The organism is Aquabacter spiritensis (genome assembly GCF_004346185.1).
Lineage (GTDB): Bacteria > Pseudomonadota > Alphaproteobacteria > Rhizobiales > Xanthobacteraceae > Aquabacter > Aquabacter spiritensis.
In genome coordinates this window covers 758775-780928 of record NZ_SMAI01000001.1, presented here as the reverse complement: position 1 = coordinate 780928, position 22154 = coordinate 758775, and the positions used below count along the sequence as shown (strand labels likewise).

At 69.4% G+C, this 22154-nt stretch carries 24 protein-coding genes; 14 read left to right on the top strand and 10 right to left on the bottom strand.

Annotated elements, in window-relative coordinates; genetic code table 11:
- Positions 1–87: 87 nt before the first annotated feature.
- Positions 88–546 (bottom strand): GatB/YqeY domain-containing protein, encoded by a 459-nt coding sequence (locus tag EDC64_RS03540; RefSeq protein WP_132029824.1) that lies wholly within the window; start codon positions 544–546, stop codon positions 88–90.
- A gap of 168 nt (positions 547–714) precedes the next feature.
- Between EDC64_RS03540 and carA the strand changes: the two genes are divergently transcribed.
- Complete coding sequence (carA, locus tag EDC64_RS03535) at positions 715–2046, top strand: glutamine-hydrolyzing carbamoyl-phosphate synthase small subunit (protein ID WP_132029823.1); 1332 nt, start codon at positions 715–717, stop codon at positions 2044–2046.
- A gap of 63 nt (positions 2047–2109) precedes the next feature.
- The gene (locus EDC64_RS03530) at positions 2110–2400 is read left to right on the top strand and encodes a YciI family protein (protein ID WP_132029822.1); all 291 of its coding nucleotides are present in this window, start codon (positions 2110–2112) and stop codon (positions 2398–2400) included.
- Between the two features lie 57 nt (positions 2401–2457).
- Here the strand turns inward: EDC64_RS03530 and EDC64_RS03525 are convergent, their stop codons facing one another.
- Complete coding sequence (locus EDC64_RS03525; protein WP_132029821.1) at positions 2458–3147, bottom strand: GntR family transcriptional regulator; 690 nt, start codon at positions 3145–3147, stop codon at positions 2458–2460.
- Positions 3148–3398: 251 nt separating this feature from the next.
- Between EDC64_RS03525 and EDC64_RS03520 the strand changes: the two genes are divergently transcribed.
- From EDC64_RS03520 to oxlT, 3 genes are all read left to right on the top strand, one after another.
- Entirely contained in the window at positions 3399–3869 is a 471-nt protein-coding gene (locus EDC64_RS03520; RefSeq protein ID WP_420808937.1) for a CBS domain-containing protein, read from the top strand.
- Positions 3870–4040: 171 nt separating this feature from the next.
- Positions 4041–5270, top strand: a complete 1230-nt coding sequence (gene frc, locus EDC64_RS03515) for a formyl-CoA transferase (protein ID WP_132029820.1) — start codon at positions 4041–4043, stop codon at positions 5268–5270.
- Between the two features lie 92 nt (positions 5271–5362).
- Complete coding sequence (oxlT, locus tag EDC64_RS03510; protein WP_132029819.1) at positions 5363–6664, top strand: oxalate/formate MFS antiporter; 1302 nt, start codon at positions 5363–5365, stop codon at positions 6662–6664.
- Positions 6665–6814: 150 nt separating this feature from the next.
- On the opposite strand, the gene EDC64_RS03505 is transcribed toward oxlT, so the two are convergent.
- The 4 genes from EDC64_RS03505 to zwf form a co-directional block, all read right to left on the bottom strand.
- Entirely contained in the window at positions 6815–7066 is a 252-nt protein-coding gene (locus EDC64_RS03505; protein ID WP_132029818.1) for a hypothetical protein, read from the bottom strand.
- A 118-nt stretch (positions 7067–7184) separates the two neighbouring features.
- Positions 7185–8816 (bottom strand): glucose-6-phosphate isomerase, encoded by a 1632-nt coding sequence (gene pgi, locus EDC64_RS03500; protein ID WP_132030006.1) that lies wholly within the window; start codon positions 8814–8816, stop codon positions 7185–7187.
- 14 nt (positions 8817–8830) lie between these two features.
- Positions 8831–9559 (bottom strand): 6-phosphogluconolactonase, encoded by a 729-nt coding sequence (pgl, locus tag EDC64_RS03495; protein WP_132029817.1) that lies wholly within the window; start codon positions 9557–9559, stop codon positions 8831–8833.
- Entirely contained in the window at positions 9552–11024 is a 1473-nt protein-coding gene (gene zwf, locus EDC64_RS03490) for a glucose-6-phosphate dehydrogenase (RefSeq protein ID WP_132029816.1), read from the bottom strand. Before zwf ends, pgl begins: the two co-directional genes overlap by 8 nt.
- A gap of 293 nt (positions 11025–11317) precedes the next feature.
- On the opposite strand from zwf, the gene hpf reads away from it, so the two are divergent.
- Both hpf and ptsN read left to right on the top strand, forming a co-directional pair.
- Positions 11318–11908, top strand: coding sequence for a ribosome hibernation-promoting factor, HPF/YfiA family (gene hpf, locus EDC64_RS03485; protein ID WP_132029815.1), 591 nt, complete (start codon positions 11318–11320; stop codon positions 11906–11908).
- 108 nt (positions 11909–12016) lie between these two features.
- Positions 12017–12481 (top strand): PTS IIA-like nitrogen regulatory protein PtsN, encoded by a 465-nt coding sequence (gene ptsN / locus EDC64_RS03480; RefSeq protein ID WP_132029814.1) that lies wholly within the window; start codon positions 12017–12019, stop codon positions 12479–12481.
- Positions 12482–12502: 21 nt separating this feature from the next.
- Here ptsN and EDC64_RS23435 read toward each other — a convergent pair whose 3' ends face one another.
- Positions 12503–12850, bottom strand: coding sequence for a cupin domain-containing protein (locus EDC64_RS23435; RefSeq protein WP_165933579.1), 348 nt, complete (start codon positions 12848–12850; stop codon positions 12503–12505).
- Between the two features lie 114 nt (positions 12851–12964).
- Here EDC64_RS23435 and bioB point away from each other — a divergent pair, with 114 nt between their 5' ends.
- Genes bioB through EDC64_RS03450 form a run of 5 tightly spaced genes read left to right on the top strand, consistent with a single transcriptional unit; the run spans position 12965 to position 17946 of the window.
- Positions 12965–13954, top strand: a complete 990-nt coding sequence (gene bioB / locus EDC64_RS03470) for a biotin synthase BioB (protein ID WP_245504508.1) — start codon at positions 12965–12967, stop codon at positions 13952–13954.
- On the top strand, positions 13951–15096 hold the full coding sequence (locus EDC64_RS03465; protein WP_132029811.1) for an 8-amino-7-oxononanoate synthase: 1146 nt from the start codon (positions 13951–13953) through the stop codon (positions 15094–15096). The genes bioB and EDC64_RS03465 overlap by 4 nt, the downstream gene beginning before the upstream one ends.
- Entirely contained in the window at positions 15093–15716 is a 624-nt protein-coding gene (bioD, locus tag EDC64_RS03460) for a dethiobiotin synthase (protein ID WP_132029810.1), read from the top strand. Before EDC64_RS03465 ends, bioD begins: the two co-directional genes overlap by 4 nt.
- A complete protein-coding gene (locus tag EDC64_RS03455; protein ID WP_132029809.1) occupies positions 15713–16975 on the top strand; it encodes an adenosylmethionine--8-amino-7-oxononanoate transaminase in 1263 nt (420 codons plus the stop codon). The genes bioD and EDC64_RS03455 overlap by 4 nt, the downstream gene beginning before the upstream one ends.
- Entirely contained in the window at positions 16972–17946 is a 975-nt protein-coding gene (locus tag EDC64_RS03450; RefSeq protein WP_132029808.1) for a beta-ketoacyl-ACP synthase III, read from the top strand. Before EDC64_RS03455 ends, EDC64_RS03450 begins: the two co-directional genes overlap by 4 nt.
- Before the next feature lie 89 nt (positions 17947–18035).
- Here the strand turns inward: EDC64_RS03450 and EDC64_RS03445 are convergent, their stop codons facing one another.
- Both EDC64_RS03445 and EDC64_RS03440 read right to left on the bottom strand, forming a co-directional pair.
- A complete protein-coding gene (locus EDC64_RS03445) occupies positions 18036–18986 on the bottom strand; it encodes a DUF1775 domain-containing protein (RefSeq protein ID WP_132029807.1) in 951 nt (316 codons plus the stop codon).
- Between the two features lie 39 nt (positions 18987–19025).
- The gene (locus tag EDC64_RS03440) at positions 19026–19406 is read right to left on the bottom strand and encodes a hypothetical protein (protein ID WP_132029806.1); all 381 of its coding nucleotides are present in this window, start codon (positions 19404–19406) and stop codon (positions 19026–19028) included.
- A 121-nt stretch (positions 19407–19527) separates the two neighbouring features.
- Between EDC64_RS03440 and EDC64_RS03435 the strand changes: the two genes are divergently transcribed.
- The gene (locus EDC64_RS03435; RefSeq protein WP_132029805.1) at positions 19528–20016 is read left to right on the top strand and encodes a DUF6790 family protein; all 489 of its coding nucleotides are present in this window, start codon (positions 19528–19530) and stop codon (positions 20014–20016) included.
- Between the two features lie 20 nt (positions 20017–20036).
- Positions 20037–21395, top strand: a complete 1359-nt coding sequence (locus EDC64_RS03430) for an ABC1 kinase family protein (protein WP_132029804.1) — start codon at positions 20037–20039, stop codon at positions 21393–21395.
- Positions 21396–21416: 21 nt separating this feature from the next.
- On the opposite strand, the gene EDC64_RS03425 is transcribed toward EDC64_RS03430, so the two are convergent.
- The gene (locus tag EDC64_RS03425) at positions 21417–22151 is read right to left on the bottom strand and encodes a hypothetical protein (protein WP_132029803.1); all 735 of its coding nucleotides are present in this window, start codon (positions 22149–22151) and stop codon (positions 21417–21419) included.
- Positions 22152–22154: the final 3 nt, after the last annotated feature.

Sequence of the window (22154 nt, the reverse complement as noted above, 5' to 3'; positions counted from 1 at the left end):
GGGCCGAACCTGTTCACCTGCGCCGCCGGCGGTGCAAACGCCATGCGGCGATCCCGGACATGCCCGCTGTCCCCACCTTCCACAGGGTCAGGCGGCGGTCAGCGTCTCCTTGACCCAGGCGGACGCCTTGCCGAAATCGATCGCGCCGGCATGGCGCTCCTTCAGCACCGCCATGGTGCGCCCCATGTCCTTGATCCCCTTGGCCTCGATCTCGGCCACCACGGCGGCGATGATCGCACGGGTCTCGTCCTCGCCGAGCTGTTTGGGCAGGAAATCCTGGATCACGGCGATTTCCGCCCGCTCCTGCGCTGCGAGTTCGGGCCGGCCGCCCTCGGTATAGATCTTGGCGCTCTCCTCGCGCTGCTTCACCATTTTGGCGAGCAAAGCGCGCAGGTCGTCGTCGCCGAGCGGGTCCTTGCCGTGGCCCCGCGCCTCGATGTCGCGGTCCTTCAGGGCGGCGTTCATCAGGCGGAGCGTCGACAGGCGCAATTTGTCGCCGGATTTCATCGCGAGCTTGAGGGCGGTGTTGATGTCGTCGCGGAGCACTGTGTCCTCGTAAGATTTTGCGCGCGATGCCCATCTTGGGCACGCAATGCGGAGCACCGGGTCTCGGAAGTGCGGAAAGTGTCGGGCGGATCTCGCCCCGGACGAAATTCGCGGCACGTCGGCCGGGCCACTGGCGTCGCGGCACGTGACCCCTTATCTAGGCGATCCATGACGCAGGAACAAGATCACGCGCGCGGCCCGCTCGGTGGACCGCAGACCGCCGCCGCAGGCCCGGACGGAACTCCCGCCGGTTCCGGGTCGACACCCCTCGAATCCAGCGGCAAGGCTGCCGGCGCGCCTTCAGCCGCGGCCGCTGGCGAGTTCGCTGGCGAGTCTTGGGCGGAGCCCAAGCCGACCGCTCTGCTGATCCTGGCGGACGGGACGGTGCTGGAGGGCGTCGGCCTCGGCGCGGTCGGCGAAGGCGTGGGGGAGGTGTGCTTCAACACCGCCATCACCGGCTATGAGGAAATCCTCACCGACCCCTCCTATAGCGGCCAGATCATCACCTTCACCTTCCCGCACATCGGCAATGTCGGGACCAATGAAGAGGATATCGAGACGGTCTCGATGGCCGCCGCCTCGGGCGTGAGGGGCGTTGTGCTGCGCGCCGCCGTCACCGAGCCGTCCAATTACCGGGCGACCCGTCATCTCGACGCCTGGCTCCGCGCCCGCGGCATTGCCGGCATTTCCGGCATCGACACGCGCGCGCTGACCGCCCGCATCCGCGACACCGGCATGCCGAACGCCGTCATCGCCCATGCGCCGGACGGGGTGTTCGACATCGCGGCCCTGAAAGAGAAGGCGCGCGCCTGGCCCGGCCTCGAAGGGATGGACCTGGTCCCGGGCGTGACCTCGCCGCAGCGCTACGGCTGGGACGAGACGCCGTGGGAATGGGAGACCGGCTATGGCCACCAGGAGGGCGGCCGCTTTCACGTGGTCGCCATCGATTACGGCGTGAAGCGCAACATTCTGCGGCTTCTGGTGCGGGCCGGCTGCAAGGTGACGGTGGTGCCCGCGACCTCCAGCGCCGAGGAGATTCTCGCGCTCGCCCCCGACGGCGTCTTCCTGTCGAACGGCCCGGGCGATCCGGCCGCGACCGGCGACTATGCCGTGCCGGTGATCCGGTCGCTGATCGAAAAGGAGATCCCGACCTTCGGCATCTGCCTCGGCCACCAGATGATCGGGCTGGCCGTGGGCGGGCGCACCCTCAAGATGCACCAGGGGCATCACGGGGCGAACCATCCGGTCAAGGATCTCACCACCGGAAAGGTGGAGATCACCTCGATGAATCACGGCTTCGCAGTGGACCGCGACAGCCTGCCGGCGAACGCGAAGGAGACCCATGTCTCGTTGTTCGACGGCTCGAATGCCGGGCTCGCCCTCGCCGACAAGCCGGTCTTTTCGGTGCAGTACCACCCGGAGGCCTCGCCCGGCCCGCGGGACAGCCATTATCTGTTCGATCGGTTCGTGACGTTGATGGCCGCCCGCAAGGCGGCCTGACGACCCGGGCCGGTGCAACCAGGGGCGGCGCGCGTCCGCCCCGTTCATAAAGGGAGGCGTCTGATGCTGTTCGTCGTACTCAAGAAGGACAAGCCCGACCACCAGAAGGTGCGCGCCGACGTGCGCCCGGAGCATCTTGAATTTCTCAACGCCAACAAGGACAAGATCGCCTTCGGCGGGCCGATCCTGACGGAGGACGGCAGCGGCATGGTCGGGTCCATCCTCACCGTCGAGGCGGAGAGCGCGGCCGAGGCCAAGGCCTTCCTGGAGAACGATCCGTTCGCCAAGGCCGGCCTGTTCGAGAGCGTCGAAGTCGTGCCGTGGAAGTGGGTGTTCAAGAACCCGGCGGCCTGAGGGTCCCGGTTTCCGCCCGCGCAAGCGGTTCGAGGCGCCCGGCGACGGGCGCCTTTTTCAGTTCAGGAACTCGCCGTGCGCCTCGACATGCTTGGCGAGCCCCAGCGTGTGCTCACGAACCAGGCGCTCGGCGAGGTCCGGGTCGCGCGCCTCCAGCGCCTCGACGATGCGGGCATGGTCGACGATCGAGCGCTGGGCGCGGTGGTCCTGGCCGATCGTCACCTTGCGCACGCCGCGCATGTGGGGAAACAGGCTTTCCGTGGTCTCCGCGATCAGATCGCAGCCCGACATGCGGATGATCAGCTTGTGGAAGGCGAGATTGTTGTCGGAATATTCCGAGACGAACTCTTCCGGGTCGCGATTGGCGAAGGCCTGGACGTTTTCGCGGAGCCTGCGGATCTCGGCGTCGGTCGCCACGGCGCAGGCCAGGCGCGCGGCCATGCCTTCGAGCGCCGCCCAGACCGTGATCATTTCCAGGATTTCCTGCTTGGTCTTGCGCACCACGAAGATGCCGCGGCGCGGCAGGGAGCGCACGAAGCCCTCCTGTTCGAGCAGGGTCATCGCCTCCCGGATCGGCGTGCGGGACACCCCGAGCTTCTCCGAGAGCTGGCGTTCCTCGAGGCGGATCTCCTCGCTGTGGCTGTAGATGTCCATCTCCATGATGGCCGCCTTAAGCGCCTTGTACGCCTTCATCCGGAAGCTCGATTCGGTCTCGATCGGCTTCACGTTGATATCCTGGTACGTCATCTGAACCCTTGCCTGGCGATGCGTGCCGCCCGTCCAGCCCTGCCTCCTGAGAAGGCAGAATACAACATACGTTGATCGCATCTTAAGGCCGGTTCGGCAAGTAAGCCGCGGAAACGGCGTGTATTGCAGTGCAGCACAACTCTCTTCGGTCTGGCGCGATTCCATCTCTTGACATGGGGTATTACGTATACCAGCATATTGACAATTCACGACCCGGGTTCAACCGCGGGCCTGACAGAGAGGAACGCCACATGATCACGGTCGACGATATTCTGCGCGAGAAGCGCCATGCCCGAATCGTGACGGTGCGCATGCATGAGACGGTCGCCACGGCGGCCCTCATCATGAAGCGCGAGAATGTGTCGAGCGTCGTCGTCAAGGACGTCTGCCGCACCGAGGGGAACACCGTCGTCGGCGTGTTTTCGGAGCGCGACGTCACCCGCGCCCTCGTCGACCACGGCGCCGGCACGCCCGGGATCACGGTGGCCAGCCTGATCAAGGGACCGGTCGTCTCCTGCACGCTGAAGGACGGCATCGGTACCGTGCTGCGGCTGATGAACGAGCACCAGGTGCGCCATTTGCCGGTGATCGAGGAGCACGGTCTCGTGGGTGTGATCAGCGCCACCGACCTCATGCGCCATTACCTGCACGAGGAAGAGGCGGGCCTCCTGCCGGGAAGCCCGGTCGGCGGCGTGACCGCCGCGCTCGCCGCCCTGCGCTGAAGTCTCTCGTCGGCACCGGGCCGCGCAAATGATTTGCCGCGCCGAAAAGCCGATGTTATGTCTTCGTATCTGGCATACGAAATCCAATAGACGAAATATCACCGGCCGTTCGACGGCCGGATCAAGAAGCCGGCACAGACCGGCGGCAGCGGGCGGATCCAGGGGGTAGGCATGGGCAAGGCGCTCGAAGGCGTGCGTGTGCTCGACATGACGCACGTGCAGTCCGGACCATCGGCGACGCAGATTCTCGCCTGGATGGGCGCGGACGTCATCAAGGTCGAGATGCCCCGGCGGGGCGACATCACGCGCTCGCAGCTGCGCGACAAGTCGAACGTCGACAGCCTCTATTTCACGATGCTGAACGCCAACAAGCGCAGCATCACCCTCAATATCAAATCGCCCGCCGGTCAGGAGGCGCTCGCCCGGCTGGTCGGCTGCTGCGACGTCCTGGTGGAGAATTTCGGTCCCGGCGTGCTGGATCGCCAGGGCTTCGACTGGGCCCGCCTCAGCGCGCTGAACCCGCGGCTGATCTACGCCTCGATCAAGGGCTTCGCCGACGAAGCGGGGGTCGAGGCCAAGGCCTACGAGACGATCGCGCAGGCGATGGGCGGGGCGATGAGCACGACCGGCTGGCGCTCCGGCCCGCCGACCGCGTCGAGCGCGCAGATCGGCGATACCGGCACCGGCATCCATTGCGTCGCCGGCATCCTCGCGGCCCTCTATCAGCGGACCATGACGGGGCGCGGCCAAAGGGTCGAGGTCGCGATGCAGGACTGCGTCATGAACCTGCTGCGCGTGAAGCTGCGCGACCAGCAGCGCCTCGCCTCCGGGCCGCTGCCCGAATATCCGGGCGCGCCGAGCGGCGACAGCGTGCCGCGCGCCGGCAACGCCTCCGGCGGCGGCCAGCCGGGGGCGGCCTTGCGCTGCGCCCCGGGGGGCGAGAACGATTATTGCTACGTGATCATCCAGCCGCAGGGCTGGGCGCCGCTGATGCGCCTGGTCGGCCGGCGGGACCTGATCGAGGACCCGCGCTTCGCCACCCACGATGCCCGCGCCCAGCGGCTCGACGCCTGCTTCGGCCTCATCGAAGGCTGGACCCGCACCCGCACCAAATTCGAGGTGATGAAGGCGCTGAACGCGATCGACGTGCCGTGCGGCCCGATCCTGTCCACCAAGGACATCATCGAGGACCAGTCGCTCTATGCGCGCGGCTTCCTCGTCGAAGTGCCGCACCCCGAGCGCGGCAGCTACGTGACGGTCGCGTCGCCGATCCGCCTGTCCGACAGCGAGGTGCCGGTCGAGCGCGCCCCGCTGCTCGGCGAGCATACCGATGCGGTGCTCGCGATGGCCGGCTATGGCGCGGCGGAAATCGCCGGCATGCGCGCGAGCGGCGCCATCTAGTTTCGCACTGGCCGGCATCCGGAGGGACAAGAGGGGGCGCCGGCCTCCACAGTTTGGAACAAGAAAAGTGATGATCGGTAAAGGGCTGGAAAATGGCTTCTTCTGAAATTGGTGGGACCGCCACGGTGACGGCGAACCGATGGCTTCAATTGATCGCCGGCGTGGTCTGCATGGTGGCGGCGGCGAACATCCAGTACAGCTGGACGCTGTTCGTGCCGGAAATCCAGAACGCGCACGGCTGGAGCCGCGCCTCGATCCAGGTGGCGTTCACGGTCTTCGTGGTGGTGCAGACCTGGCTGACGCCCATCGAGGGCTATTTCATCGACAAATACGGCCCGCGCGCCGTGGTCCTGGTCGGCGGCGTGTTCACCGGCCTGTCCTGGATCATGAATTCCTATGCGACGTCGCTCACCGGCTTCTATGTCGGCGCGGCGATCGGCGGCATCGGCGTCGGCTGCGTCTATGCCACCTGCGTCAACAGCGCCCTGAAATGGTTCCCCGACAAGCGCGGCCTCGCGGTCGGCCTCACGGCGGCGGGCTATGGCTCGGGCACAGTGCTGACCATCATGCCGATCGCCAACATGCTGAAGACCACGTCCTATAGCGACGTCTTCTTCCTGTTCGGCTGCATCCAGGGCATCGTCATCCTGCTCGCCGCCGGCTTCCTGCGCGCCCCGTCCAAGGGAGAAGTGGTGTTTTCCAGCTCGGTGGCGCAGAGCCGCCGCGACTATACGCTGGGAGAGGCCCTGCGCACCCCGGTCTTCTACGTCATGCTCGGCATGTTCATCTGCACCGTTACCGGCGGGCTGATGGCGGTGGCCCAGCTCGGCGTGATCGCGGAAGACCTCGGGGTGAAGAAGGTGGAGGTCAATCTCTATTTCTTCGCCATGGCGGCGCTGCCCTTCGCCTTGATGCTGGACCGCATTCTCAACGGCGTGTCGCGCCCGCTGTTCGGCTGGATCTCGGACCATATCGGCCGCGAGAAGACCATGTTCTTCGCTTTCGCCATGGAAGGCATCGGCATCGTCGCGCTCGGCACGTTCGGCCACAATCCCTGGGCTTTCATCATCCTCTCGGGCATCGTCTTCCTGGCTTGGGGCGAGGTCTATTCGCTGTTCTCCGCGACGGCGGCGGACACCTTCGGCAGCGCCCATGTCGGCAAGATCTACGGCGTGCTCTATTGCGCCAAGGGCGTCGCCGCTCTGCTGGTGCCGATCGCCAACCTGATCATGGAGGCGACGGGCTCCTGGGCGACCGTGCTCTATATCGTCGCCGCCATGGACCTGACCGCCGCCTTCGCCGCGCTGTTCGTCCTGAAGCCGCTGCTCGCCCGCCATCACCGGCTGAATGCGGAAGCGGCCGCACTCGCGCGCCAGGCGCCGGCCGGCGCCTGAGCCTTCGCCCGGACCTGTCCGGGCGGCGTATCCATTGGATGCGGGATCTGCCGGACGGCCGGTCCCGCGCCCGACCCCTCCCTCCAGCCACCTTCGGGTGGCGCCTTAAGCCCCGGCTCCGGCCGGGGCTTTTTTATGTCGGCGGCGCGCTCAGAACGTTGTGCGCACCGGAGCGGGTACGGCCGCCGTCCGGTCCGCGGGGGCCTCCTCCAGGACCGCAGCCGCGGAGAAGCCGGGCGTGCCGGCCGGCGCGATGAAGGCGGCGGGCGGCGCAAAGGCGAGCACCGCCCCGGTCAAGGCGATGCCGGCGAGCGACAGAGCGATGAGGTCGATCAGTTTCGGCTCGGACGGCGTCTTTTCGGACGTCCCGGGCTCGGCAAAGCGGGAATCGGCGGATGTCATGGGTGTCTCCTGCGGGCAATGCCCATGTCAGTTTCCACCTTGCCCCAACCGACAGATATTCTGGTATACATAATACGCAAAGGAGTCATGCTTTGCTGCATAGCAGCATGCGGCCCCTTCAGCCGCCGAGATGTGCCAGCAACCCCAAGGTCGAACCCGAGCTTCCCGCCGGGGCGGCGCCGCCCTGCACGGCCGGCAGAAGATTGGTGGCCATTTCCTTGCCGAGTTCGACGCCCCATTGGTCGAACGCATTGATGCCCCAGATCGCCGCCTCGACGAACACGCGGTGCTCGTAGAGCGCGATCAGCATGCCGAGCAGGAACGGGTCGAGACAGGGATAAGCGAGGGTGACCGAAGGGCGGTTTCCGGGAAACACCTTATGCGGGGCGAGCGCGGCGCGGGCGTCCGCATCGAGCCCCTTGGCGCGCAATTGCGCCTCCACATCGGCCAGTGACCGGCCGCGCATCAGCGCTTCCGACTGGGCGAGGCAATTGGCCTTCAGCAGATCGTGGTGCGCCCGCATATGCGGCTCGTGGCCCTCGGCCGCGATCAGGAATTCCACCGGCACGATGTCCGTGCCCTGGTGCAGGAGCTGAAAGAAAGCGTGCTGGGCGTTGGTGCCGGGCTCGCCCCACACGATCGGCCCGGTCGCGGTCGCCGGCGCGCGCCCGTCCAGGGTGACGCTCTTGCCGTTGCTCTCCATGTCGAGCTGCTGAAGATAGGCCGGAAAGCGCGCCAGCCTCTGGTCGTAGGGGATGATCGCGCGGCTCGCAAAGCCGCAGACATTGCGGTGCCAGATGCCGACCAGTGCCAGCAGGATCGGCACGTTCTCGTCGAGCGGGGCGGTGCGGAAATGCCGGTCCATGGCCGCGCCCCCGGCCAGGAAATCGGCGAACCGCTCCGGACCGACCGCGATCTGGATCGGCAGGCCGATCGCCGACCACAGCGAATAGCGCCCCCCCACCCAGTCCCAGAAGCCGAACGTGCGGTCGGCGGAGATGCCGAAGGCGGCGACCTCCGAGAGGGCGGTGGACACCGCGCAGAAATGATCGCCGACCGCCGCGTCTCCCAGCGCCTGGGCGATCCAGGCGCGGGCCGAGCGGGCATTGGTCATGGTCTCGACGGTGGTGAAGGTCTTCGAGGCGACGATGAACAAGGTGGTCGCCGGGTTCAGCGGCTTCAGCACGTCCGCCAGATGCGCGCCGTCGACATTGGAGACGAAATGGCAGCGCGGCCCGTCATGATAAGGCGCGAGCGCCAGCGTCGCCATGGCCGGGCCGAGATCCGAGCCGCCGATGCCGATATTCACGACATCGGTGAAGGCATGGCCGCGATGGCCGGCGATCGCGCCGGAGCGCACGCGCGCGGCGAAGCCGCCGACCCGGTCGAGGGTCTCGCGGACCGCAGCCGTGATGTCCGCGCCCTCGCGCGCAAACGGCGCGCCGTCGCGCGCCCGCAAGGCGACATGCAGGACCGCGCGGTCCTCGGTGGCATTGATGCGCGCGCCGCCGAACATGGCCTCGCGCCGCGCCTCCACCCCCGCCGCCCGCGCCAGATCGAGCAGCAGAGCGTGGGTCTCCGGCGTGAGGGCGGTCTTGGATGCGTCGAGGAGAAGCGGGCCGCAGCGCCGTGAGAACCGGTCGAACCGGTCGGCATCGGCGGCGAACAGATCGGCGATCCGCGTGCCGCTGCCGGCCGCGCGGGCGGCGGCGAGGGCCTTCCAGATCTCCGGAAGCATCGAGCGGTCCATGGTCGCGGTCTCCATCAGGGACACCAGAGCACGTCGGGGGGCCGCCGCGCGTGGCGCAGCACGGCGCGCACCGGCATGTCCGTTTCCGGGCCGTCTTCCAGCGCGGCGTCGAGGACGCGGCGCTTGCCGGCCCCTTCAATGTGCAGGAACACCGCATCGGCGGCGAGGAGCGGCGGCAGCGTAAAGGTGATGCGCGGTTCGCCGGCCGCCGGCGCGCGCACCGGCGCCAGCAGGCGCTGCGTTCCCGGATCGATCGCCGCCGCCAGGCCCTCGCCGTGCGGGAAGAAGGAAGCCGTGTGGCCGTCATCGCCCATTCCGAGCACGACGGCGGCAAACGGCAGCGACAGGGCCGCGACCGCGGCCTCGGCGTCGGCGAGATCCGATTCGGGGCTCGGGCCGCCGCGATAGAGCGGCACGAAGCGCGCCGCCGCCGCGCGGCCGACCAGAAGATGCGCCCGCGCCAGCGCGGCATTTGAGCGCTCCGACGTCTCCGGCACCCAGCGCTCGTCGACCAAAGTCACCGCGACCTTCCCCCACTCCAGCGGGGCCTCGGAGAGAAGCGCGAAAAACCGCGTGGGCGTGCGTCCGCCGGATACGGCGAGGGCGGCCGCCCCGTCGCGCGCGAGCCGGGCGCGCACCGCCTCCGCCACATGGGCGGCCAAAGCGCGCGCTAGCGCCTCCCGGTCGGCATAAGTCGACAGGCGGAGGCCGGGATCCCGGCGCGCCGGGTCGCCCTCACACATCGTCCATCCAGGTGCGGCCGTCCCGCTCGATCAGCGCGATCGCCGCGGACGGCCCCCAGGTGCCGGCCGTATAAGGCTTGGGCGGTTCGCGCGATCCGCGCCACGCCTCCAGGATCGGATCGATCCAGCGCCAGGCCGCCTCCACCTCGTCGCGCCGCATGAACAGGGTCTGGTTGCCGCGCACGACGTCCATGATCAGACGCTCATAGGCGTCGACATTGCGCACCCCGAACGCCTCGGCGAAGCTCATGTCGAGCGGCACGTGCTGGAGGCGCATGCCCCCCGGGCCGGGATCCTTGATCATCAGCCACAGCTTCACGCCCTCGTCCGGCTGGAGGCGAATCACCAGACGGTTGGCATCGATCGGTCCGGCGGTCCCGTCGAACACCGAATGGGGGATCGGCTTGAAGGCGATCACGATCTCCGACACCCGGCTGGCGAGCCGCTTTCCTGTGCGCAGATAGAAAGGCACGCCGGCCCAGCGCCAATTGCCGATCTCCGCCTTGATCGCGACGAACGTCTCCGTGCCGCTCGGCGGGCCGGCGCCGAGTTCGTCCTGATAGCCGGGGACCGCGCCGCCCGCCGAGGCGCCGGCGCGGTACTGGCCGCGCACCGTCAAAGCCGTGGCGTTGCGTTCGTCGATCGGCTCCAGAGCTTTCAGAACTTTCAGCTTTTCGTCGCGCACCGCGTCCGCGTCCATGGTGACCGGGGGCTCCATCGCCACCAGACACAACAGCTGGAGCATGTGGTTCTGCACCATGTCGCGCAGCGCGCCCGCGGTGTCGTAATAGCCGGCGCGTCCGGCGACGCCGAGGCTTTCGGCGACGGTGATCTGGACATGGTCGATATGGGCGTGGTTCCAGACCGGCTCGAACAGCGCGTTGGCGAAGCGCAGCGCCATCAGGTTCTGCACCGTCTCCTTGCCGAGATAATGGTCGATGCGGAACACCGCCTCTTCGCGAAAGACCCGCCCGACGGCCGCATTGACGGCGCGGGCCGAGTCCAGATTCTTGCCCACCGGCTTTTCGACCACCACCCGGGTGCGCGGCGTGACGAGGCCGCCGGCGCCGATTCGGGCGCAAATGTCGTCGAACAGATCGGGGCCGACGGCGAGATAGAACACCCGCACCCGGTCCTCGCCGGGCGCGAGCCGCTCGCAGAGGTCGCCCCATCCCTCCTCGGACGCCGCGTCGACGGCGACATAATCGATCTGGGTCAGGAACCGGGCGAGGGCGTCGTCGTCGATCGCGGCGCTGGATTGCTCCACCGCTTCGCGGGTGAAGGCGCGGAATTCGTCGCGCGCCATGGGCCGGCGGGACACTCCGATGATCCGCGTCTCCGGCGGCATCTGCCCGGCCACGGCGCGCTCATAGAGGGCGGGCAGAAGCTTGCGGCGGGCGAGATCGCCGGTGGCGCCGAACACGACGATGTCGAAGGGGTCCACCGAAATCACCCGCGCAACCATGCCAACCCTCCGACCGCTTCGCAGCGCTGCGAAGCCCACGTTTCCTACATGAAGGCGCTTACGATTTCATGTAGCCCCGGGCAGGGCTCCGCACGCGAGGGCGCCCCACCTCCATCCGGCAACGCGCGGCGGCCGAGATTGTTTCCCTCGATCCCCGATTGCGCGCCATGGCGGCATGCGGCGCATCGTTGACAGTTCGTCGCAGCGCTCCTACCACTGGAAGGCCGGTCGGTTTGAATAAAGGGGGCAGCGGGGGTCTACTCCACGTCAACTCCCACAGGGGACCAAATCGCATGGCCTTACGCGTTTCCGGAAAGAATCTCGACGTCGGTGAGGCGCTCCGCACGCGCTTGGCGGATCGCGTCTCCGAGGTGCTCGGCAAATATTTCGACGGTGGATGGTCCGGCCATCTGACGGTCACCCGCGAGGGCGCCGGCTACCGTTCCGAATGCATGCTGCACCTCGATTCCGGCGTAAATCTCCAAGCGCACGGCAACGCCCACGACGCCAATGCGTGCGCCGATGCGGCGGTCGAGAAGCTGGAGAAGCGGCTGCGCCGCTACAAGCAGCGTCTGAAGGACCGCCACGGTCACGGCAACGGCAATGGCAATGCGATGACCGCGCAGGCCTATGTGCTCGCGCCCGCGCCGGAGGCCGAGACCGAAGAGGAATTGGTGGGCTGGAGCCCGACCGTGGTGGCCGAGCAGGTGACGGCGCTGCGTCAGCTTTCGGTCGCCGACGCCGTCGTCGAGCTTGAAATCACCGGCGCGCCGGTCGTGGTGTTCCGCCATGCCGGCCATGGCCGCATGAGCGTAGTGTACCGGCGTCCCGACGGGCATGTCGGCTGGATCGATCCGGCCGCCTTCTCCGAGGAAAAACAGTGAATGTCGCTTCGGCGGACGGGCGCAAAGCGCCTGTCCGGCTGAGATTTGGCGCCCGCGGCCTTCGCGCCGCGGCTGCCGGCCGTGCATTAGACCCAGGACCCCGGTTCCATGCCTCTCGCTGATCTCCTCGCTCCAGATGCGGTGTTTCCGTCCCTCCGGGCGAGCAGCAAGAAGCAGGCTCTTCAGGAGCTTGCCCACCATGCCGCCGCTTTGGTCGGCCGCGACCAGAGGGAAATCTTCGAAACGCTCCTCCAGCGCGAGCGCCTCGGCTCGACCGGCGTCGGCAGCGGCATCGCGATTCCCCATGGCAAGCTGCCCAAGCTGGAGCGCCTGTTCGGCGCCTTCGCCCGGCTGGAGAAGCCGATCGATTTCGAGGCGCTGGACGGCGAGCCGGTCGACCTCGTCTTCCTCCTGCTCGCCCCCGAGGCGGCGGGCGCGGACCATCTGAAGGCGCTCGCCCGGGTGGCCCGGATGCTGCGCGATCCGGCCATCGCAGAAAAGCTGCGCGCCACCCGCGACGCTGCGGCGATCCATACGCTGCTGACGGTCGCCCCGGCCTCCGACGCCGCCTGACGGCGGACGCGGTCCGCACGATCACGGCGTGCGAATCACCCAATGCTTGCGCATCGGCTCGAGAACTTCCCAGGTGCCGGTGAAGCCGGGCTCCAGAACGAAGGCGTCCCCCGGGCCGGCCAGGATCCGGGTGCCGTCGTCCCCCGTCACGATGCAGCGGCCGGAGACGACGAGGCAATATTCCCACTCGTCATAGGCGATGCGCCATGTGCCGATGCCGGCCTCCCACTCGCCCGCACAGAGCCGCTCCGCCGGGGCGTCATACGTCACGAAGGCGCGCGTTTCCGGGGCGCCTGCGATGACGACGGCGGGATCCACCGGCTGCGCGATGACATCGGACTTGGAGCGGTCGAGGGCGTGCAGTTTCAACGGGGCATCTCCAGACCAGGGGGCGGTGAGGCGTCGCTCGACCCTATTCTTAGCACTTTGTCGCCGCCCGTTTCGGGTATAACTCAAACCGACAGCCTCAGGATGGGTAGGACGATGACAGTGGTTGTTCCGGTTCCGAAGGAGGATGGCGCGCGCAGCCTGTGGAGCCGCGAGGAGGCCGAGCGCCTCTACCGGCTCCCGCTGAACGACCTTCTGTTCGAGGCCCAGAGCGTCCACCGCGCCCATTTCGATCCCAACAAGGTGCAGATGAGCCGGCTCCTGTCGATCAAGACCGGCGGCTGCCCCGAGGATTGCGGCTATTGCAGCCAGTCCGCCCACGCGCCGACCGGCCTCAAGGCCTCGAAGCTGATGGAGGTGGAGCGCGTGCTCGCCGAGGCCCGCAAGGCCAAGGAAGGCGGCGCGACGCGCTATTGCATGGGCGCAGCCTGGCGGTCGCCGAAAGAGCGCGACATGGACATGGTCGTCGCCATGGTCGAGGGCGTGAAGGCGCTCGGCATGGAGACCTGCATGACGCTCGGCATGCTGGACCTCGGCCAGGCCAGCCGGCTCGCCGCCGCGGGGCTCGATTATTACAACCACAATCTCGATACGTCCGAGCGGTATTACCGCGAGATCATCACCACCCGCACCTTCGCCGACCGGCTCGAAACCCTCTCCAATGTCCGCGAGGCCGGCATGAAGGTCTGCGCCGGCGGCATTCTGGGGATGGGCGAGACGGCCGCCGACCGCATCGACATGCTGCTCACCCTCGCCAATATGCCGGTGCCGCCGGAGAGCGTGCCGATCAATATGCTGATCCCGATTCCCGGCACCCGGCTGGAGACCGCCGCGCCGGTCGATCCGATCGACTTCGTGCGCACCATCGCGCTCGCCCGCATCCTGATGCCGACCTCCCATGTCCGGCTGTCGGCGGGCCGCACCGAGATGAGCGACGAATTGCAGGCCATGTGCTTCTTCGCCGGTGCCAATTCCATCTTTGTCGGCGACACGCTCCTCACCGCCGACAATCCCGGCGAGGACCACGACACCGGCCTGTTCCGCCGCTTGGGCATATCGGCCGAGGAGCTGGACGCCCGATCATGAATGCCGGCCGGCTCGGCCGCTACGAGGCGACGCTCGCCGGTCTGCGCGGCCGCAGCCGCGGCCGTGCGCTGGAGCCGCGCGCGGGGCACGATTTCGCCTCCAACGACTATCTCGGCCTCGCCGCGTCCCCGCGCCTGCGCGATGCGATCGGCGCGGCGGCGGCACGCGGGGTTCCGGCGGGCGCCGCCGGGTCGCGCCTGCTGCGCGGCAACGATCCCGAGCATGAGGCGCTGGAAGAGGAGGCGGCCCGCTTCTTCGGCGCCGAGGGCTGCCTGTTCTTCGCCTCCGGCTTCGACGCCAATCTGGCGCTGTTCTCGACCTTGCCGCGGCGCGGCGACCTCGTGGTGCATGACGCGCTGATCCACGCCTCGGTCCATGCCGGCATGCAGGCGGGAAAGGCCGAGCATATCGGCACGCCGCACAACGATGCCGGGGCGGTGGAGGACGCGATCGTCCGGTGGCGCGGGGCCGGCGGCACCGGGATCCCCTTCATCGCGGTGGAAAGCATCTATTCGATGGACGGGGATGCGGCGCCGCTCGCCGATCTGGTGGCGATCGCGGAACGTCATGCCGGCTTCCTGGTCGTCGACGAGGCCCATGCCACGGGGGTGTTCGGCCGCGACGGGCGCGGACTTGCCGCGGACTATGAGGGGCGGGACGGCGTGATCGCGGTCCATACCTGCGGCAAGGCGCTCGGCGTGTCCGGCGCACTCGTCACCGCGCCGCGCATCCTGCTGGATTTCCTCGTGAACCGCGCGCGCCCCTTCATCTATGCCACCGCGCCCTCGCCCTTGATCGCGGCGGGCGTGCGCGAGGCGCTGCGCATCCTCGCCGATGAACCGGACCGGCGCACGCGGCTCGCGGCACTGGTGAAGGGCGCGGAAGGTGCCCTGACGCAGCGGCTCGGCGTCCCGCCCTCCGGCTCGCAGATCATTCCGGTCCTGCTTTATGCCAATGCCCGTGCGGCGGCGGTCGCGGCGAAGGTGCGGGCGGCGGGGTTCGACTGCCGCGCCATCCGCCCGCCGACGGTTCCGGAAGGCACGGCGCGGCTGCGCGTCTCGCTGACGCTGAACGTCGATGCCGCGGCCGTGTCCGGCCTCGTCGACGCGATCGCCACGGCCATGGATGAGGTGCCGGCATGACCGCCTTCGTCGTCACCGGCACCGACACCGGCATCGGCAAGACCGTGTTCGCCGCGGCACTCGCCGGAGCGCTGGGGGCGTTCTACTGGAAGCCGGTCCAGGCCGGCCTGGAGGAGGCGACCGACAGCGCGACCGTGGCGCGCCTCGGCGGGCTGCCGCCGGACCGAATCCTGCCCGAGGCCTACCGCCTGAAGCTGCCCGCTTCGCCGCATCTCGCGGCGCAGGCCGAGGGGCTGCGCATCGACCCCGACCGCCTCGATCCGCCGGGCGAGCGCCCGCTGGTGATCGAGGGGGCGGGCGGCCCCATGGTGCCGCTCACCCGCGCGCTCCTCTTCATCGACGTATTCGCCCGCTGGGGCCTTCCGGTGGTCCTGTGCGCGCGCACCACATTGGGGACGATCAACCACACTCTGCTGGCCGTCGAAGCGCTCGAGGCGCGCGCCGTCCCGATTGCCGGCATCGCCTTCATCGGCGCGGAAATGCCGGACACGCAGGACGTCATCGCGGCGTTTTCCGGGCAGAAGATCCTGGGCCGGCTGCCGCCGGTCTCGCCGCTGAACGCGGAGCAGCTCCGGGCCGCCTTCGCCGCGGCGTTCGACATGAGGGACTTCGCCGCATGACCTCGCCGGTCTGGCATCCCTTCACCCAGCACGCGCTCGAGCCGCCGCCGCCGCGCATCGCCCGGACCGGCGGCGCCTATCTCGAGACCGAGGATGGCCGGCGCATCCTCGATGCGATTTCCTCCTGGTGGGTGATCACCCACGGCCACCGCCATCCCGCCATCATGGCGGCGATCCGCGAGGCGAGCGAGACGCTGGACCAGATCATCTTCGCCGGCTTCACCCATGCGCCCGCCGAGGCGCTGGCGCGCGAGCTGGTGGCGCTCGCGCCGCCGGGCCTCGCTTATGTCTTCTTCTCGGATTCCGGCTCCACCGCGGTCGAGGTCGCGCTCAAGATGGCGCTCGGCACGTTCCGCAATCGCGGCGTGGCGCGCAGCCGCATCGTGGTGATGGAGGGCAGCTATCACGGCGACACGATCGGCGCGATGAGCGTCGGCGCCCGCGGCGTGTTCAATGCCGCCTATGCCCCGCTTCTGTTCGAGGTCGACCGCATTCCCTTCCCCGCGCCGGGGCGCGAGCAGGCGACGCTCGATGCCTTCGAGGCCCTGGCGCGCGGCGGTGCGGCTGCCGCCTTGATCGTCGAGCCGCTGGTGCTCGGCGCGGGCGGCATGTTGATCTACCCGCCTTTCGTGCTCGCCGAACTCGCCCGCATCGCGGCGGCGACCGGAACGCTGCTCATCGCCGACGAGGTGATGACCGGCTGGGGCCGCACCGGCACCCTGTTCGCCTCCACCCAAGCCGGCGTCTCGCCCGACATTCTGTGCACCTCCAAGGGCCTGACCGGCGGCGCGGTGCCGCTCGCGGCCACTTTGGCGAAGCCGGACGTGTTTGCGGCGCATGTCTCGCAGGACCGCGCCCATACCTTCTTCCACTCCTCTTCCTACACCGCCAATCCGATCGCCTGTGCCGCCGGGCTCGCCAATGTGAAGGTGTGGCGCGAAGAGCCGGTCGAGGCCCGCATCGCCCATCTGTGCGCGCTCCAGGCCGAGCGGCTGGCGCGATTTTCCGACGATGCCCGGTTCGAGAATGTCCGGCGCTGCGGCACCATCGCGGCGCTCGATTTGAAGGTGCCGGCCGGCGGTTATCTGGCAGAGGTGGGGCCGCGCCTGCGCGCCTTCTTCCTGGAGCGGAACCTCCTGGTCCGCCCGCTCGGCAATGTGCTGTATGCCATGCCGCCTTATTGCGTCACCGCCGCCGAGCTGGATCGTCTGTACGACGCCATCGACGAGGCCGCCGCGCGGTTCGGGGGCGCGGCATGACCGGCGTTCGCCTGCTCGGCCTCGGCCATGCCGTCCCCGACCGCGTGGTGACGAATGCCGAGCTGGAGACCGCGCTGGACCTCGAACCCGGCTGGATCGCCCGCCGCACCGGCATTCTTGAGCGCCGTTGGGCCGCGCCGGACGACACGCTCTCGGGCCTCGCCGTCGCGGCCGCCGAGGCAGCGCTCGACGACGCCGGACTGGCGCGCCGCGAGATCGCTCTCACCGTGCTCGCGACGTCGACGCCGGATCATCTCCTGCCGCCCTCCGCGCCGCGCGTCGCCCATCGGCTCGGCCTGACCGCGTCGGGGGCGGTGGACATGGCGGGCGCCTGCGCCGGCTTCCTCTATGCGCTGGTCATGGCGGAGGGATTCGTGCGCGCGTGGCGCCGGCCGGTTTTGGTGATCGGGGCCAATCTTCTCTCCCGCCGCATCAATCCGGCGGAGCGGGGCTCTTCCGTGATCTTCGCCGACGCCGCCGGGGCCGTGGTCCTCGCGCCGGGCGGGACGGGCGGGCTGCGCGGCGCGGCGCTGGGCTCGGACGGCACGGGGTACGACCTCGTCCATATTCCCGCCGGGGGGTCGGCGCGTCCGTTCGCGCCCGATCTGCCGATCGAGGACACGCGCATGACGCTGACCGACGGCAAGGCCCTGTTCCTCGGCGCGGTGCGCCTGATGACCGAAACCGCGCGGGAAGCGCTGGAGCAGGCGAAGCTGACGGCGGACGCGGTCGACCGCTTCGTGCCGCATCAGGCCAATGCGCGCCTCGTCGATGCGGTGGCGCACAATCTCGGCATCCCGCCGGAGAAGGTCGCCCGCTCGATCGCGCAGTACGGAAACTCCTCGGCGGGCACGATCCCCTTGTCGCTGTCCCTGTCGCATCGGGCCGCGCCGCTGCGGCCGGGCGAGATCGTCCTGATGAGCGCCGCCGGCGGCGGACTGACCGGCGGCGCCTGCGTCCTTCAGGTCTGAGGCGGACTTTCGCCCGCCTCACGTCCCAAGCAAATCGGGCGATGCCGGAGGGCGGGCCGACCCGGCCCCCCGGCGTCGGGGCGCACCGCTCAGTGCTTGTGCTCCATGCCGCCCCCCGACGGCGCGCCGGCGCCGATGCCGCGGACCTGGAAGGCGAGGTCGAGCGTGCCGGCCTTCTCGAAGACGAGGGTGCCCTTGACCGCCTCGCCCTCCTTCAGGGGCTGGTTCAGGTCCATGAACATCAGGTGGAACCCGCCCGGGGCGAGGGAGACGGTCTGGCCGGGCGCGATCTCCAGGCCCGAGGCGAGGGGCCGCATGGTCATGATGCCGTCCTTGACGGCCATTTCATGCACCTCGAACCGGCCTGCGCGGGCGAACGAGCCGCCGACCAGCCGGTCCGGCGCGGTGCCGGAATTGGTGATGGTGAGAAAGCCGCCGGCGACCTTCGCGCCGCCGGGCGTCGCCCGGGTCCAGGGGCCGGCGACGACGAGGTCGCCGATCTTGACGCTGCCGGCCGGCAGCGCCGCCGCGGCGAGCTTCAAAGCCGGGGCGGGCCGGGCCGGGCGGGGCGCCCCGGCCGTCGGCAGCTCGGTCCATTTCTCCGCCGCGCTGCTGCCGCAGGATTGCACGACCGGGAAATAGAGCGTGGTCGGGTTCGCCTGGGGCGTCAGATAGGCGATGAAGGCGAACTCGTCATAATAGGCGTTCGGCAGGTCGCCGCCGCTCCAGGTGATGGTCTTCACGCCCTGCGAGACCGGCGGGCCGTGCATCACCTCATAGGCCTTGGCATAGGGGCCGGTCTCGGTGGCGAGCGTCCAGCCGGGCTTGGGCTGGGGCTTGGCCGAGACGACGCCTTCCGGCAGCGTCACCGAAATGGCCGTCGTCGCGGCGGTGCCGCAGCCGTGCGGCACCTTCAGCACGGCTTTGTAGAAGGTGCCGGACGTCGCCTGCTGCTGGTCGAGCGTGACATGGGCGAAGGCCGGGGCGGCGGACAGAAGGGCGGCCGCGCACAGCGCGCCGCGCAGGATGGATCCTGACATGGAATGTCTCCGAAGACTGTGGAAGAGGACGGTGCGGGCTCAGCGCCGCAGCGGCGGTCCCCGGGCTTCGAAGGCGGCCAAAATCTCGGCCGGGCCGGCCGGTGCGGCGGTGCGCGGCTCCGCGGCACGGACCTGCGGCGGCGGCGGCAGGCGCAGCGCGGTCGGGACGACGGCGGGGGCCGGCTGCGCCGCGGCGCAGCCCAGCGTGCAGCACAGATCCGCGTGCGGCGCGCCGGCGGGGGGGTCGCCATCGGCGCGTGAGGGGGCGCAGAGACGTCCGCCGGCCGCGTCCGCCGCCGCGACCGCGTGCGCTGTGGCGGCCATCGCGCCCAACACGCCCTGGAGCAGCAGGACGTAAGCGAGGACGAGGCGCAGCGCCCATCCCCTGAGACCGACCGTGCAGCAGCGTGTGCGAAGCATGCCGCAGGCTTAGGCGTGGCGCCGCACGATGGCAAGCCGTCTGCCGCGGGAAGGGGTGGCAGACCGGCCCGGAGAGTGCCAGGGTATCGCCGCGTCGAATGTGTGTTTGCGGAGATGTGTCATGGTCTTCTGGTTCCCGCTCGTGATGGTGGCGCTGGCCCTTCTCTGCGCGTTCGTCGCGGTGCAGCGCGCGCCGCGCCCGCTGCCGCCGGGCTTCGCCGCCGACCGCCTGATCCGCTACATCATGCTGTTTCCGATGGGCATTCAGGGCCTGTGGGGCGCGCTCGGCCATCTCGGCTTTCCCGCCGAGACCGCCGCCTCGATCGGCTGGGCGCCGAGCCCGTTCCAGTTCGAGGTCGGCGTCTGCAATCTCGGCATCGGCGTGGTGGGGCTGATCGCCGCTTTCTATGCGCGCTGGAATTTTCGCCTCGCCCTCGCCATCTACGCTCTGTTCTTCCTCGGCGGTGCCGCGTGGGGTCACGTGATCCAGATGATGACGGCCGGAAACTTCGCGCCCGGAAATGCCGGGCCGATCTTCTTCACCGACATTCTGACGCCGCTCTCCCTGCTGATCCTGCTGGCATGGACCCGCAGAACCGCCCAGCCGTAGCCCGGCGCTGAAAGGCCCAAATGTCCGACGACAGCGAACGCAACCGCCTCTCCGCCCGCGCCGTCCGGTATGCCCGCGTCGGCGCCAATGTCGGCGGGGTGGCGGCGCGGATCGCCGGCGCCCGGCTGCTGGGGCTCGATCGCGGGGAGGGCAATGCCGCCGCCCTCGCGAGCGCCCTCGGCGGACTCAAGGGTCCGTTGATGAAGGTGGCGCAGCTCATGGCCACCATTCCGGATCTGCTGCCCCCGGATTATGCCACGGAACTGCAGAAGCTGCAGAACGATGCGCCGCCGATGGGCCGGGCCTTCGTGCGCCGGCGCATGATGGCCGAACTGGGCCGCGACTGGGAGGGCCGCTTCCAGAGCTTCGATCCGGTGCCGGCGGCGGCGGCCTCGCTCGGGCAGGTGCACCGCGCGGTGGCCCTGGACGGCGCCGCCGTGGCCTGCAAGCTGCAATATCCCGACATGCAGGCGGCGGTCGAGGCGGACCTCAACCAGCTCGATCTGCTGTTCCAGCTCCACCGCCGCATGGATCCCGCGATCGACACCCGCGAAATCGCCGGCGAGATCGGTGCGCGGGTGCGCGAGGAACTCGATTATCGCCGCGAGGCGCGGCACGCGGCGCTCTATGCCCTGATGCTCAAGGGCGAGCCTCTGGTGCGGGTGCCGCAGGTGCGGGAGGACCTGTCGACCGGGCGCCTTCTCACCCTCGAATGGCTCGAAGGCACCAAGATCCTCGCCTTCGTCGATCACCCGCTGGAGGAGCGGAACCGGCTGGCGCGGGCGATGTTCGCCGCCTGGTGGCTGCCCTTCAGCCGGCACGGCGTGATCCACGGCGATCCCCATCTCGGCAATTACACCGTGTTCGCCGATGCGGACGGGCGGCCCGGCGGCATCAATCTGCTGGATTACGGCTGCATCCGCATCTTCCCCCCGAGCTTTGTGGCCGGCGTGGTCGACCTTTATCGCGGGCTCGGCACGGGCGACGAGGCGCGCGTGGTCCATGCCTATGAGACCTGGGGCTTCCGCGGCTTGAAGCGGGAATTGATCGACGTGCTCAATATCTGGGCGCGGTTCATCTATGGCCCGCTGATGGATGACCGGGTTCGCAGCATCGCCGACGGGGTCGCGCCGGGCCAATATGGCCGGCGCGAGGCCTATCAGGTGCATATGGCGCTGAAGCAGCTCGGCCCGGTGACGGTGCCGCGCGAATTCGTCTTCATGGACCGCGCCGCGATCGGGCTCGGCGCGGTGTTCCTGCATTTGAAGGCGGAACTGAACTTCCACGCTCTGTTCGAGGCCGCGATCGCCGATTTCAGCGAGACCGGCGTCGCCGCGCGCCAATCCGCCGCCCTCGCCGCGGTCGGCCTCGCGCGCTGAGCCGAGCGGGGGCCGCGCGCTTTACTTGGGGGGCGACACCACCGAGCCGATACCGGCGGGAACGTCGCCGGGCGTCGCTGTGCCGGCCCCGGTCCGCGCCACCGGCGCGGTGGGTCGGGCCGCCGGCGCCGCGGCTTGGGGCGGCGTCGGCTGGGGCTCTGCTGCGACCACTTGAGCGGGCGCGGGCGCCGCTTCCGGCGCGGGCGGATTCTGCGGCGCGGCCGTGGGCGGCGCATCGGCCCCGGAATCGCCCGGCACGGTGTTCACCGGCGGCGGGGCGTCGGCCGGGGACGGCGTCGCCGGATCGGTCTTGGCCATCTCGATCTCGGTCGGGCGCGGCTTCGGCAGAGGCGGGGGCGTAGGGCTGCGCGCCGCGAGCGGCGGGGCGGCATATGGGGGCTGTCCGATGCCGCGCGTCGGGTCGGCCGGGCCGACCGGCTGGACCCGCCCCGTGAAGGCGTCGACGCCGAGGAGAACCGGCCCGGCCTCGGTCGCCGCGGTCACGAAATAGGTCCGCCCCGTCAGCGCCGGGCGGCCGACCCGCCAGTATCCGAGATTGCGCACGATGGCGCGCACTTCGCCCGGGGGCAGCATGACGGGGGCGCCATAGGCCGGCGGGCCATACGGCACGTAGGCGCCGGGCGGCGCATAGGGGCCGGGCGCCGGAACATAGGCCGGCGGATAATAATATTGCGCCGCGGCCGGAGCCGCCGAGCCGGCGAGGGCGGCGAGCGCGATGAGGTATCGGAACCGCATGGC